This is a genomic window from Paenibacillus silvestris, from assembly GCF_009882985.1.
Classification (GTDB): Bacteria; Bacillota; Bacilli; order Paenibacillales; family NBRC-103111; genus Paenibacillus_E; species Paenibacillus_E silvestris.
Genome location: NZ_WTUZ01000010.1, coordinates 775713 through 788640, shown reverse-complemented (window position 1 = coordinate 788640; position 12928 = coordinate 775713). Strand labels below are relative to the sequence as shown.

16 protein-coding genes and 1 pseudogene are annotated in these 12928 nt (G+C 45.7%); all 17 read left to right on the top strand.

Annotation, left to right across the window (positions count from 1 at the left end):
- Positions 1-158: 158 nt before the first annotated feature.
- The 17 genes and pseudogenes from rsgA to GQF01_RS07070 all read left to right on the top strand — a co-directional run bounded on the left by rsgA (position 159) and on the right by GQF01_RS07070 (position 12923).
- Positions 159-1220 carry a ribosome small subunit-dependent GTPase A gene (rsgA, locus tag GQF01_RS07150; protein WP_235959068.1) on the top strand — a complete coding sequence of 354 codons (1062 nt, stop codon included), beginning with the start codon at positions 159-161 and terminating at the stop codon, positions 1218-1220.
- A 79-nt stretch (positions 1221-1299) separates the two neighbouring features.
- Positions 1300-1611 (top strand): hypothetical protein, encoded by a 312-nt coding sequence (locus tag GQF01_RS07145; protein ID WP_145656995.1) that lies wholly within the window; start codon positions 1300-1302, stop codon positions 1609-1611.
- Positions 1612-1774: 163 nt separating this feature from the next.
- Entirely contained in the window at positions 1775-2125 is a 351-nt protein-coding gene (locus tag GQF01_RS07140) for a histidine triad nucleotide-binding protein (protein ID WP_161406100.1), read from the top strand.
- A gap of 114 nt (positions 2126-2239) precedes the next feature.
- Positions 2240-2413: a 30S ribosomal protein S21 gene (rpsU, locus tag GQF01_RS07135; protein ID WP_029195880.1), complete on the top strand. Its 174-nt coding sequence runs from the start codon at positions 2240-2242 to the stop codon at positions 2411-2413.
- An 8-nt stretch (positions 2414-2421) separates the two neighbouring features.
- Positions 2422-2865, top strand: coding sequence for a GatB/YqeY domain-containing protein (locus GQF01_RS07130; RefSeq protein ID WP_161406099.1), 444 nt, complete (start codon positions 2422-2424; stop codon positions 2863-2865).
- 141 nt (positions 2866-3006) lie between these two features.
- Entirely contained in the window at positions 3007-3678 is a 672-nt protein-coding gene (locus GQF01_RS07125) for an NfeD family protein (RefSeq protein ID WP_161406098.1), read from the top strand.
- Positions 3679-3690: 12 nt separating this feature from the next.
- Complete coding sequence (floA, locus tag GQF01_RS07120; RefSeq protein WP_202556111.1) at positions 3691-4683, top strand: flotillin-like protein FloA; 993 nt, start codon at positions 3691-3693, stop codon at positions 4681-4683.
- A gap of 16 nt (positions 4684-4699) precedes the next feature.
- On the top strand, positions 4700-5158 hold the full coding sequence (locus tag GQF01_RS07115; RefSeq protein WP_161406097.1) for a hypothetical protein: 459 nt from the start codon (positions 4700-4702) through the stop codon (positions 5156-5158).
- A gap of 158 nt (positions 5159-5316) precedes the next feature.
- Positions 5317-5595, top strand: coding sequence for a sporulation protein YqfC (gene yqfC / locus GQF01_RS07110; RefSeq protein ID WP_157321660.1), 279 nt, complete (start codon positions 5317-5319; stop codon positions 5593-5595).
- 28 nt (positions 5596-5623) lie between these two features.
- On the top strand, positions 5624-6817 hold the full coding sequence (gene yqfD / locus GQF01_RS07105; protein WP_161406096.1) for a sporulation protein YqfD: 1194 nt from the start codon (positions 5624-5626) through the stop codon (positions 6815-6817).
- 6 nt (positions 6818-6823) lie between these two features.
- Positions 6824-7789 carry a PhoH family protein gene (locus GQF01_RS07100; RefSeq protein WP_161406095.1) on the top strand — a complete coding sequence of 322 codons (966 nt, stop codon included), beginning with the start codon at positions 6824-6826 and terminating at the stop codon, positions 7787-7789.
- Between the two features lie 40 nt (positions 7790-7829).
- Positions 7830-10058 (top strand): HD family phosphohydrolase, encoded by a 2229-nt coding sequence (locus tag GQF01_RS07095; RefSeq protein WP_161406457.1) that lies wholly within the window; start codon positions 7830-7832, stop codon positions 10056-10058.
- 33 nt (positions 10059-10091) lie between these two features.
- Positions 10092-10619, top strand: coding sequence for an rRNA maturation RNase YbeY (ybeY, locus tag GQF01_RS07090; protein WP_161406456.1), 528 nt, complete (start codon positions 10092-10094; stop codon positions 10617-10619).
- Entirely contained in the window at positions 10619-11323 is a 705-nt protein-coding gene (locus tag GQF01_RS07085; RefSeq protein WP_145656986.1) for a diacylglycerol kinase family protein, read from the top strand. Before ybeY ends, GQF01_RS07085 begins: the two co-directional genes overlap by 1 nt.
- Before the next feature lies 1 nt (position 11324).
- Positions 11325-11768: pseudogene (locus GQF01_RS07080) on the top strand (cytidine deaminase); the annotation flags it as partial.
- 6 nt (positions 11769-11774) lie between these two features.
- Positions 11775-12674, top strand: coding sequence for a GTPase Era (gene era / locus GQF01_RS07075; RefSeq protein WP_161406093.1), 900 nt, complete (start codon positions 11775-11777; stop codon positions 12672-12674).
- 96 nt (positions 12675-12770) lie between these two features.
- A complete protein-coding gene (locus GQF01_RS07070) occupies positions 12771-12923 on the top strand; it encodes a YqzL family protein (RefSeq protein WP_127451872.1) in 153 nt (50 codons plus the stop codon).
- Positions 12924-12928: the final 5 nt, after the last annotated feature.

Below are 12928 nucleotides of genomic sequence, written 5' to 3'. Positions count from 1 at the left end.
CTATTATATGCAAAATTAGACCGATAGTCTACAAGTGAATTGACCGATGTATTAATTGTTCGCAGGAAAAAATAATCTAAACAATTGTTTACCGTGTGATGGTGATATACGTAGTCTATACTTCTAATTAGAACCACATGAGAGGATGAATTTTACACTTGACTAAAGAAGAATTAGGCTGGAATTTGTTTTTTGAAAAAGCATTCGAACCTTACCTTGAAGAAGGGTACCAAGCTGGGCGGGTATCCTTGGAACATAAACATATGTACCGCGTTCAAACCGAATCTGGTGAAGCATTAGCAGAGGTTTCAGGGAAGATGCGACATCTTGCAGTTCACCGTGAAGACTATCCCGCTGTAGGCGATTGGGTTGTTGTCTCTGTGCGTGAAGAGGAGCAGCGAGCGACGATTCATGCTGTTCTGCCGCGTAAGAGTAAGTTTTCCCGGAAAGTTGCCGGTCAAGTCACAGAAGAGCAAATTGTAGCTACCAACGTGGATACTGTCTTTCTGGTTACTGCTCTAAATCTGGATTTTAATGTTCGGCGTATTGAACGGTACTTGGTATTGGCCTGGGAAAGTGGTGCTAATCCCGTAATTATCCTTAGTAAAGCAGACTTGTGCGAGGATACGGAAGCACTAGCGGCTGAGGTCGCTGCTGTTGCTGTGAGCGTACCTATTCATATCATCAGCTCTGCCGTAAACAGAGGACTTGAAGAATTAGCTGCCTATGTGGCACCTGGACAAACCGTCGCACTGCTTGGATCTTCAGGCGTGGGCAAATCGACCCTGGTGAACCGCATTTACGGGAAAGAAATTTTGGTAACGGGAGATATCCGCGAAGGCGACGACAAAGGGAAGCATACGACAACACACCGCGAGTTGATTACACTTCCTGGAGGCGGTATCCTGATCGACACGCCAGGTATGCGCGAGCTGCAGCTTTGGGATGCGTCTGAAGGTTTGAGCACGTCCTTCCAGGATATTGAGGAGTTTGCGCAGCAGTGTTATTTCCAGGATTGCAAGCATGAGAATGAACCCAAATGTGCTGTCAAGGGCGCTTTGGAGGACGGCACACTTCCGCAAGAACGGTTTAACAACTATGTGAAATTGCAGAAGGAACTGGCTTATTTGGCGCGCAAAGAAGATAAAGGTCTTCAAGCAGCTGAGAAAGCGAAGTGGAAGAAGATTCATCAGTCTTTGAAAAGCCAGATTAATCGCTAAGAAATCAGTGCAAATCAATCATGCGAGTAGCCTTTTGCCTAGAGCTGAATATGCTGTAGGAAAAAGGAGGCATGAGCCCATGAAACATCCCGAAATTCATGAGATTTGCAAAAAACATATGTACCGTTATGTCAGTGTAACAATGACGAATGGAGCTGTTTACGATGGCATTGTCGAAAATGTAGATGATGACAATCTATACTTAGCTGTACCAATCGGCGGTATGGATCATGAACAGATGAGAGCATTCCTGCCCTATGGAGGTTATCCGTATCCGTATTATGGCTACCCGTATCCTGGGTATGGATATGGCTTTGGACGTAGGAGATTTGCAAGGCAAGTACTGCCATTAGCTGGTTTACTAGCTTTGTCATTGCTTCCTTATTATTAATAGAAAACCAATTTCTTGTCGAGAAATCCCTCCGTTTCACGGTGGGGTTTCTTTTTTTTGCTAGTATTCCTTGGAATAGGACGGATTGGGTTGGATTTTTTCGCCCATTTCCGATAAAATTAAAGGTATAGATGATTAAGAAGTGGAGGGGACTAGCCGATTTATGAGTGATTGTATTTTTTGCAAAATTGTTGCGGGGGAACTGCCCTCGAAAAAAGTGTTCGAGAACGATGAAATTGTAGCTTTTCATGACATCCAGCCAGCCTCGCCGATTCATGTACTTATTATTCCTAAGAAGCACATCCCATCATTAGCTGACGCCCAAGCGGAAGACTGGACTACTATTGGGCAAGTACAGGCGGTTGCCGCGCAAATTGCTAGAGAACTAGACATTGAAGAGTCAGGTTATCGTGTCATTACCAATGTTGGTGCAAATGCAGGACAAATCGTTCACCATATCCATTATCACTTGATGGGCGGGGCGCGTTTAGCTCCTTTAGGGGTCCATAATTAGGGTCAAGTTTCTAGAAACCTAACTATTCGATTGACACCCTAATTACTATCACCTATAATGAGATTTGATGAACCGTTTGATCCTAGATGGTCTGTTCGGAGGGAGGGAAATCTGTTGTCAGAAACTCGAGTTCGTAAGAACGAAACTATAGATGCTGCACTTCGTCGCTTTAAGCGTTCCATCGCTAAGGATGGCATTCTAGCAGAAGTTAAGAAACGTAAACATTATGACAAGCCTAGCGTTAAGCGTAAGCTTAAATCTGAGGCTGCTCGCAAGAGAAAGTTCTAGGAGGCAATATGAGCTTAAGCGATCGATTGAACGAAGATATGAAGCAAGCGATGAAGAGTCAGGACAAGTTCAAACTCTCTGTAATTCGAATGGTTAGATCAACAATTAAGAATTCTGAGATTGATCTGAAAAGATCCTTAGATGACAATGAAGTGCTTGACGTACTAACTCGTGAAATCAAACAGCGTAAGGATTCCCTCCAAGAATTTACGAAGGCCGGCAGAGATGATCTGGCCGAGAGCCTGAAGGCTGAACTTGTTATTCTAGCTGAGTACATGCCGCAACAGCTTTCTGAGGAAGAAGTGAAAGCCATTGTACAGCAGACCATCGAACAAATTGGTGCTTCTTCCAAAGCGGATATGGGCAAAGTGATGACGGCATTGATGCCTCAGGTTAAAGGACGCGCTGATGGGAAACTTCTTAATCAGTTGGTCCAACAATTATTGGGATAATACTTAAATATGTTAGTATGACAAGACCGAGCGGATCATGATATCCTCTCGGTCTTTTTATTTTCCTGCAAAACGAAACAGTTCATGGCATATGACGTACATATTAGTGATAAGGAAGAATCAGGAAAGGAGTGAAAGATGATGTTTGCAGAAAACTTATCGACCTTTCTGACCCATCCAATTACAGCGACCGTGTTGTTGATGGTCGGCATTATTGGAATCGCTTTAGAACTTCTTTTCTTCAGCAGCGGTTTACTTGCACTGGCAGGCGTCGCTGGTTTTGGACTATATTTTCTTGGGTTTTATTTGGCGGGATTTGCTGGGTTCGGCGATTTGGCCGTGTTTGGCATCGGGTTAGTGCTGCTTATCTTGGAACTGGTCGTTCCTAGCTTCGGTATTCTAAGTGTGCTGGGTGCCATTTGCCTCTTTGGCGGGGTGCTGCTCGCTTCTTCGAACCCTATGGATGCCGCGGTCATGCTGGGAATAGCGTTATTGGTAGCCATTATTGTTATTGCGTTTGCCATTAAGACGTTTAAGCACCGCGGAGTGTGGAATCGATTTATTTTGAAGGAGCAGCTAACAACGGACAAGGGCTTTACCTCCAGCCCAGACAGAACGCATCTAATAGGGCTCACAGGACAATCGATAACGCCCCTAAGGCCTGCTGGCACAGCGATCATTGAAGGAGAACGAGTAGATGTCGTGACGAATGGGAGCTTTATTTCGAATGCGAAGGAAATCATTGTTGTAGACGTTGAAGGGGCTCGTGTTGTTGTTAAAGAGATTGAAGCTAATCAGGCTACTAATTCTTAGGAGGAAAAATCAATGAATATTGAACCAGGGCTCTATTTGGTACTTCTTGCGGCAATCATCATTATTGTGCTTTCGATACTGCTCAGTGTTGTTCCGGTCATGTTGTGGATTTCAGCGCTTGCATCCGGAGTGCGCATCAGCATTATTACTTTAATTGCCATGAGGCTGCGCCGCGTTACACCAAGCAGAATCGTGAACCCGATGATTAAAGCGACCAAAGCCGGTCTTGATTTAAGCATTAATCAGTTGGAAAGTCACTTTCTTGCAGGCGGTAATGTCGACAGAGTCGTTAATGCCTTAATCGCGGCTCACCGGGCCAAAATTCATCTGGAATTCGAGCGCGCGGCAGCTATCGACTTGGCAGGCCGTGATGTGCTGTTAGCTGTACAAATGAGCGTCAATCCGCGAGTGATTGAAACGCCCAACGTTTCTGCGGTTGCTAAGAACGGGATTGAAGTCAAGGTTATTGCGAGAGTCACGGTACGCGCTAATATTGAGCGTTTGGTCGGCGGCGCCGGGGAAGAAACGATCATTGCTCGCGTTGGCGAGGGGATTGTCACCACGGTTGGTTCCAGTGACTCGCATAAAGACGTTTTGGAGAATCCGGATCTGATTTCCCGCACTGTTCTAGGCAAAGGTTTGGATGCCGGAACGGCTTTTGAAATCCTGTCCATCGATATTGCAGACGTAGATGTAGGGAAAAACATCGGTGCACATCTGCAAACGGAACAAGCGGAGGCTGATAAACGCATCGCCCAGGCGAAAGCCGAAGAAAGACGTGCGATGGCGGTTGCAGCCGAGCAGGAGATGAAAGCTAAGGTCGTAGAGATGCGTGCTAAAGTTGTTGAATCGGAATCGCAAGTGCCTCTAGCCATGGCAGAAGCACTGCGCAGCGGCAAACTCGGCGTTATGGACTATATGAATCTCAAAAATATTGAAGCAGACACTCAGATGCGCTCAACGCTCGGTAAAGTTAACGACGGCAAGAGCGAGAAAGACTCCTAGCCCATGAGGTGATTGCGTGGAACAGCTTATTGCATTTCTATTTAAACATTGGTATTTAGTGATTATAGCCATAACCTTTTTGTATCAACTTCAGAACAAAGGGCGCCGAGCGAGTCAAAAAGCGCAGCGAATGGGCATGCCAACATTCGGCGAGTCGCCTAGCCAAGCTCAGCGGCGTCCTGAAGCAGGGGAACTGGAGCGGAAGATAGTTGAGCCATCCCAACTATCAGGAGGCTTACGAGACGAGTTTGGCCGTCCTAGCGCGGAGTACAAGGCAGCCTCTACTCCAAAGGCGAAAGTCTCTCCATTCAATTCTCCTAAGCAGACAAATTTAGATAGTTCATCTATCTATGCAAGCGATCTTACACTCGCAAGCCCTTTCCCAGAGTCACCTAGTCAAGACCAGCTTCTGCAAGGCGTTGTGTGGGCTGAGATTCTTGGTCCTCCCAAGTCAAAAAAGCCTTATCGCAGATAACACATGAAGAAACAGGCGCCCCCTCGAGCAATCGGGAAGGGCGCTTTTTGTTTTCCAGTTTTTTCACATAAATCCGGCGCAAACCGCATAATTTGGTAGAAAGCTATGCGACTTTTCTGTCGTTATGATCATCTAGTTAGAGGGGGTAGTGCCCAGCTATGCGTCGCTTGAGCCGCAAATGGAACCAGTTCACGGCCAAAATTCTGGATCTCCCCCAGGATGTGGTGCAGGACTTGCCGCGCATCACGATGATCGGCAACGTACAGCTTTATGTGGAGAATCACCGGGGCGTGCTCCATTTTTCCAGTGAAAACCTAAAGCTTGAATTAACAAAAGGGACGCTAGAAGTGTTCGGTAAAAACTTGGTCATTCGAGCGATTCTCTCGGAGGAAGTTTTTATTGAAGGCTTGATCGACGATGTCAGATACATGCCATAGATGAATGTGTGGGAAGGGGTGCTGGGTTATGAAACAATCGATGTTCATTGCCCGTTTGCGCGGGTACGTGCGTATTCAAATTCGGGGAAATGGGTGTGAAAGGTTGATTAATCCCATGATGGAGAAGTCGTTCTCCATTTGGGATATTCAAGCTACCGAGGATGGCAAGCTAGAGCTTAATATTATGATTAAAGATTTCTTCAAACTTAAGCCGCTGCTCAAACGGACAGGCTGCCGGGTGCATGTCCTAGAGCGGTACGGGCTTCCTTTTTTTATGGAAAGATTGGGGCGTAGGAAAGTTTTTCTGGGTGGGATCGCTGCCTTTATTATCGGAATATACATATTGACATCCCTAGTTTGGCAAATCACGGTGGAGGGCAATGACCGCATTTCCGAAGCGGAAATATTACAGGCTGCCTCCAAACAAGGCATACATGTGTATCAGTGGAAATTCAGACTGAAAAAGGCTGAGGATCTATCTCGGGACATTCAAGGTATGCTCCCAGGAACGGCGTGGGTTGGCGTTGAGATTCGCGGTACCCATATTACGATTAAAGTCGTTGAAGCGACAATACCGGATAGACAGGAACTCAAGAATCCACGGAATTTAGTTGCAGCCAAAAATGCGCTTGTAACTGAGATTTTATCCGATAAAGGAAAACCGATGGTGAAGCCCAATACGTATGTGAAAAAAGGGGACGTGCTTATCTCGGGCACGATCGGAGATGAGCAGAACAGCCAAGTGGTCGTTGCGAGTGGCAAGGTAAGAGGTATTGTTTGGTATACCTCCCGAATTGAATCGCCGCTTACGAAAACCTATAAAGCATACACGGGAGAGTCAACGAATCGCAATTATATGGTTTTCGGTACGAGAGCTTTACAAGTCAGTGGCTATGGGAAGCTTGGTTACGAGCATTTTGAAACGATTCCGGAGCGTAAAACACTGGCTTGGCGTTCTTTCACACTACCTATCGGCTGGTTGCATGAGAAGGTTATGGAAGTTGAAGTCGTAGAGGAACCTATTGATCCTGCGATCGCCAAAAAGACAGGCCTGGAGCAGGCTAGAGCGAAGCTACTCGCAGCTGCAGGGCCTGATGCTAGACTCGCAGGTGAAAAAATTTTGCATGAAAAATCAGAGAATGGTAAAATTTATATAGACGTGCATTTTGAAGTCGAAGAAAATATCGCCGAAGAGCAACCAATTGTCATACGAGGAGAATGAGACCTGTTGGTAGAAAACGCACAATCCGTCAAGCTAACTTTGAAAAACCCAGCCGAAGGGCTGGCATTGTTTGGTCCGCAGGACAAATTTCTGCATGTGATTGAGAGAGAGATTAACGCGCAAATTTTTACGCGCGAAGCCGAAATAACGATTCAAGGTCCGGCTGCGGAAGTGAACTCGCTTCAGCAGCTTTTTGAGGTTCTTCTGCAGCTCATCCGCAATAACTATACGTTGACAGAGCGAGATGTCCTGTATGCCGTAGAGCTAGCCAAGCAGATGAAAGCGGATCAATTGCTGGATTTGTTCAAAGGTGAGATTACGTCTACGCATCGTGGCAAACCGATTCGCGTCAAAACAATTGGACAGCGGAAATACGTAGAGACGATTAAGAAGAAAGATATCGTTTTTGGGATTGGACCTGCGGGAACTGGCAAAACGTATTTGGCTGTCGTGCTCGCGGTTACACGCCTGAAAGAAGGCGCTGTCAAAAGGATTGTTTTAACGCGGCCAGCTGTTGAAGCAGGAGAAAGTCTTGGCTTTCTGCCTGGTGATCTACAGGAAAAAGTTGACCCCTATTTGCGCCCATTGTATGATGCTCTTAATGATGTCTTGGGACCTGATCAGGTAGCGAAATCATTAGAACGTGGACTAATTGAGATTGCTCCTCTAGCGTATATGCGCGGGAGGACCTTAGACGATTCATTTATAATTCTAGATGAAGCCCAAAATACGACACCTGAACAAATGAAAATGTTTCTGACACGGCTCGGTTTCGGATCCAAAATGGTCATTACCGGTGACGTGACACAAATTGATTTGCCACGCGGCAAATCGTCAGGACTTGTAGAAGCTGCTCGTATTCTCGATGGGATTGAGGAGCTTGGCTTTATTTACTTTGATGAGCAGGACGTTGTGAGACATTCACTCGTTCAGAAAATCATTGTGGCCTACAATGCTGAGAAGGAAAAGTAACTGTGCTGGTTTGTCAGGTAGAGAGGAATGACCTTCCGTGATGAAAAATGAAGTGCAAATGAAAGGTAAATTTCATTACCAGCTGAACGGATGGAAATACAGTACCGGCATTCGAATACTGTTGTTTCTCTTGCTGGCTTTAGTTTTCTATATATCTCTTTATGCTAAGCTCGTGCCACAGGTTTATGACATTGAGTTAGGAACAACCAGTGAAACAACGATCTATGCGCCAAGACAAATTGAGAACGCTATAGCGACGGAACAAGCGAAGGAAGATGCGGCGAAGCGGGTTCAACCTGTTTATCGCATCGTAAATCTCAAGAATGATGCAATGATTGACGCCATTTATGATAAATTATTACAAATTAATGCCGATGAAGAAGTGAAATTTGATGACAAAGTAAGCATTTTCCGTCGTGTGATTCCTCAGTTGATCAGTGATTTGGAAAATCAGTCGATCAAATCGCTCAGTACAAGCGGTCAGTACAACGAAACACTGATTGAGCAGATCCAGCAAGGTCTAGCTGAGCAGCAGTATCCGCTGCCTGAGGAGTCTTACTTCAAGCTTCCGAGGTTGACCAAGGATGACTTGACGGCGATGCGTCCTGTAACGAAGGATATCGTTACGAAATTGATGAACGATCAAATTCTTGATGCTCAGACGGCAAGGGCTAAAGTCGCCGAAATGGTGAACACTTCGAACCTGGCTAAGAATACGATGCGTGAAATGGTTACAGAGATTGCAAGGTCCGTTATCACGCCGAATAAGTTCTTTGATCAGAAGGGTACTGATGATGCCAAAGGACAAGCCAGAGAGAATGTTAAACCCGTGTACATCAACAAAAATGAAGTGCTCGTCAAGGTCGGGGATGTTATCACCGAAGAGATTTATGCAAGATTGGACAAACTGGAATTGCTCAAAAGCAAAGCGAATCACTTGCCGCAAATTGGTTTAGTGATTCTCTCCGCCTTATTGTCTTTTGTCGTTTCGATGTTCGTCCGGCAGAGCTTGCTTGCGATTAAATACAATAATTCTCAGCTTGTGATGCTGATCTTGATTTTCATTATTAATATCACGTGTATGAAAATCATCTCACTTGTCCAAAACTTGGACTATCCGTTTATCGGTTATCTAGCTCCGACCGCATTAGGAAGTATTCTGATTGCCATTTTATTGGATGCTCCGCTGGCTTTTATTTCATCGGTCTTATTCTCTCTGATGGCAAGTATTATTTTTAATGCGGAGCATACGCTGCTTTTTGACTTCCGGTACGGATTAGTGTCTCTGGTTATTTGTTTCAGTGCTGTATTCACGATTCAACGTGCAAGTCAGCGCGCTACGATTTTGAAAGCGGGCTTAATGATTGCCTTTTTCGCCATGCTTACGATCACTTCCATGCTGCTTATGGAAGATCATTTTCAGCAGCGCGAAGCGATCATGTCCCTTTCATTCGCTGCTGCGGGTGGATTGTTAACCGTTGTTTTCGTTATTGGCTTGCTGCCGTTCTTCGAGGTTGCTTTCGGAATTCTTTCGCCGCTGAAATTGGTGGAGCTTTCGAACCCGAATCATCCTTTGCTGCGGAAGCTGCTTACGGAGACTCCTGGCACTTATCATCACAGTGTTATGGTCGGTAATTTATCAGAGGCCGCGGCTGAGTCCATCGGCGCAGACGGACTTCTCTGCAGGGTCGGCTCTTATTATCATGATATCGGGAAGACCAAACGTCCGAGTTATTTTATCGAAAATCAGACCAATATTGAGAATCCGCATGATCGCATCGATCCGAATTTAAGTAAATCCATCATTATCGCCCATCCGCGTGATGGCGTCGAAATGCTCAAGGATTTCAAGATGCCCAAAGCGATTCGAGATATTGCCGAACAGCACCACGGTACAACCCTGCTGCACTTTTTCTATCATAAAGCGGTGAAACAAGCCGAAGAAGAAGGCAGTGAGAAGGAGATTCGCGAAGAGGACTTCCGTTACACAGGGCCCAAAGCGCAGTCGAAGGAAGCCGCTATTGTAGGGATTGCTGACAGTGTTGAGGCAGCTGTTCGTTCACTGCGCAATCCGACCTTGGAGCAGATTGATTCCATGGTGCACAAAATCATCAAATCCAGATTAGACGATGGTCAATTCAATGAGTGTGACATCACGCTGAAGGAATTGGATAAAATCGCCAAAACATTGAATGAGACCTTGCTGGGTATTTTTCATGCGAGGATTGAGTATCCAAATGAACTGTCGCCGAAGAAAACAGGGACATAAAGAAATGACAGGAGGGTGCCGCATATGGCAAGTATGGATTTAACGCTAGAGTGGAGCAGCGAGCAGGAAGTGAAAGAAATCACGCCAGCTTTTATAGAGAAAGTCGAGGAACTGCTGCGGTTAGCCGGCGAGCTTGAAGGTGTTACAGTTGGTGAAGTTGCTCTTACGTTCGTCGATGATGAGGCGATCCAAGAGCTGAACAAGCAGTATCGCGATCTGGATAAACCAACGGATGTACTGTCTTTTGCCATGAGCGAATTCGGTGAAGACGAGATTCAGATTAACTATGAAGATAATGAGCTGAATAGCGCTGAGGGTTCCCAAGATGATGAAACGGCGTCCGAAGCATTCATTGAACCACTTGGGGATATTATTATTTCGGTGCCGCGTGCGATTGCTCAGGCTGAAGACTATGGGCATTCCGTAGAACGGGAACTTGGCTTCCTGTTCGTTCATGGATTCTTGCACTTGATCGGATACGATCACCAAAGCGAAGAGGAAGAGAAAATTATGTTTGCTAAGCAGGAGGACATTTTGCAGAAGGCAGGTTTAACCCGCTAATGACCAACGGCTTCCGTAAATGGCGCAGAAGCTTCCGATATGCCTACGAAGGAATCAAATATGCCTTAGATACGCAGCGCAATATGAAATTCCATTTTTGCGTTGCTTTTCTTGTTTTATTGGCTGCTTTGTTTGCACGATTGCCCAAAACGGATATCCTGTTTATCTTGTTAGCCGTTACCTTGATGATTGTTACAGAGTTGATTAATACGGCTGTGGAGAAGACCGTGGACCTGGCGATGCCAGACCGCCATCCGTTAGCCAAAATCGCTAAGGACGTCGCCGCGGCGTCCGTCTTGGTGTCTGCTGGTTTTGCCGTCATCGTTGGGATGATTGTTTTCTATGAACCAATTGATCAGCTTCTACGTGAATCTAGGACGCAGGATACGCAGATTTCCGCTGGGACGATCTGGGTACTCATCTCCTTGGTTATTTTGACCGTTATTGTTATCGAAACACGTTTCTCGGACAAAGGGAAATTAGTTCGCCCAAGTTTGTTGACGGCGATTGCTTTCTCCATATCGACCGTTATTGTCATATTCGTCACACAGACAATTGTCGCGCTGCTTGCTTACACGCTCGCTGCACTTATATTTATTATGCTGTACGACAAGAAGACTCGCCCATTTCCAGCGCTTTTTCTAGGCGCACTTATTGGCACAGTTGTCACAATCCTAGCTTTATCCTGTCTAAACATGTTATAACGTTACTAATACAGAAAGAAGGATGATGGCCATGAATCAACAAGAACTCATTCAACACGCTAAAGAAGCGATGAAGAGAGCCTATACGCCATATTCCCATTTTAACGTTGGCGCGGCTCTTCTGGATGCGGATGGTCATGTTCATTATGGCTGTAATGTGGAGAATGCCGCATATGGTCCTACGAACTGTGCTGAGCGAACTGCGCTTTTCCGCGCAATTGCAGACGGGCACAAAGCAGGTTCCTTCCGAGCCATTGCCGTCATGGGCGACACGGAAGTTCCGATTTCGCCTTGCGGCGTATGCCGGCAGGTACTAGTTGAGTTATGCGAGCCGGATATGCCGGTTTATCTCGGTAATCTCAAAGGTGATTTTGCAGAAACAACGGTTTCCGCTTTATTGCCTGGCGCTTTTACAACGAAAGATTTGCATTCAAATGGAGGATAATTAGAAGTGGCTAAAAAAGAATTTAAATCAGGCTTTGTCGCAATCATCGGACGACCGAACGTTGGGAAATCAACGCTAATGAACCAAATTATCGGGCAAAAAATCGCTATCATGTCAGACAAGCCTCAAACAACCAGAAACAAGATTCATGGTGTGTACACGTCAGCAAATGGCCAGATCGTATTCTTGGATACGCCGGGTATTCATAAACCGACTTCCAAATTAGGTGATTATATGAGTAAAGTTGCTCATGGCACCCTTGGAGAGGTAGATGCTGTGCTTTTCCTGGTTGATGTGGTTGACGGAATTGGCGGCGGAGACAGATATATTATTGAACAGCTAAAGCACGTGGAGACACCGGTTATTTTGGTCTTAAACAAAATTGACCTTGTACAGCCAGAGGCGCTGCTTGCTATCATTACACAGTACAAAGATCTATATAATTTTGCAGAAATCGTACCCGTTTCCGCGCTTAAAGGCAATAACGTAACGACGCTTTTGGAGCAAATCATTAAATATTTGCCCGAAGGACCTCAGTACTATCCAGCCGATCAGATTACGGATCATCCAGAGCAGTTCGTGTGCGCGGAGCTTGTTCGCGAGAAAATACTGCATTTGACCCGCGAAGAAATCCCGCATTCCATTGCTGTCCAAATTGAAGATATGCGTGTTGAACCTAACGGTGTTGTGCATATTTCAGCGGTTATCTTTGTTGAACGCGATTCCCAGAAAGGTATCGTAATTGGCAAGCAAGGAAGCTTGCTCAAAGAAATCGGCAGGCAAGCCCGCAGAGATATCGAGACACTGCTTGGCTCCAAAACCTTTTTAGAACTTTGGGTGAAAGTTAAGAAAGACTGGAGAAATCAAGACAGAGTGCTGAAGGATCTAGGGTTCCGCCACGATTAATTTGAGATTACCTAAGTGTTCCAGTTATTTCTCCGCATAGAGAAGCTTTCTCTGCACATCCTATGAACATCACGTTCGATGGGGAGGATGCTGAACATGAAAGACTTTTCGTGGACGTATTTTTCAAAGACCGGTGATGTAGACGCCTACCTTTTGTACAAACAAGTTACCGGGCAACCCGGCATGGACACGGATGTACAGGAAGAGGATCAAAGTAATGAAGAGCCGCTCGAAGGTCTGAATTTGTAAGTGAA

Coding starts and splice junctions, on each gene's coding strand:
- GQF01_RS07145 (WP_145656995.1), top strand. CDS start 1,300: ATGAAACATCCCGAAATTCATGAGATTTGCAAAAAACATATGTACCGT.
- GQF01_RS07140 (WP_161406100.1), top strand. CDS start 1,775: ATGAGTGATTGTATTTTTTGCAAAATTGTTGCGGGGGAACTGCCCTCG.
- GQF01_RS07130 (WP_161406099.1), top strand. CDS start 2,422: ATGAGCTTAAGCGATCGATTGAACGAAGATATGAAGCAAGCGATGAAG.
- GQF01_RS07125 (WP_161406098.1), top strand. CDS start 3,007: ATGTTTGCAGAAAACTTATCGACCTTTCTGACCCATCCAATTACAGCG.
- floA (WP_202556111.1), top strand. CDS start 3,691: ATGAATATTGAACCAGGGCTCTATTTGGTACTTCTTGCGGCAATCATC.
- yqfC (WP_157321660.1), top strand. CDS start 5,317: ATGCGTCGCTTGAGCCGCAAATGGAACCAGTTCACGGCCAAAATTCTG.
- yqfD (WP_161406096.1), top strand. CDS start 5,624: ATGAAACAATCGATGTTCATTGCCCGTTTGCGCGGGTACGTGCGTATT.
- GQF01_RS07095 (WP_161406457.1), top strand. CDS start 7,830: ATGAAAAATGAAGTGCAAATGAAAGGTAAATTTCATTACCAGCTGAAC.
- ybeY (WP_161406456.1), top strand. CDS start 10,092: ATGGATTTAACGCTAGAGTGGAGCAGCGAGCAGGAAGTGAAAGAAATC.
- GQF01_RS07085 (WP_145656986.1), top strand. CDS start 10,619: ATGACCAACGGCTTCCGTAAATGGCGCAGAAGCTTCCGATATGCCTAC.
- GQF01_RS07070 (WP_127451872.1), top strand. CDS start 12,771: ATGAAAGACTTTTCGTGGACGTATTTTTCAAAGACCGGTGATGTAGAC.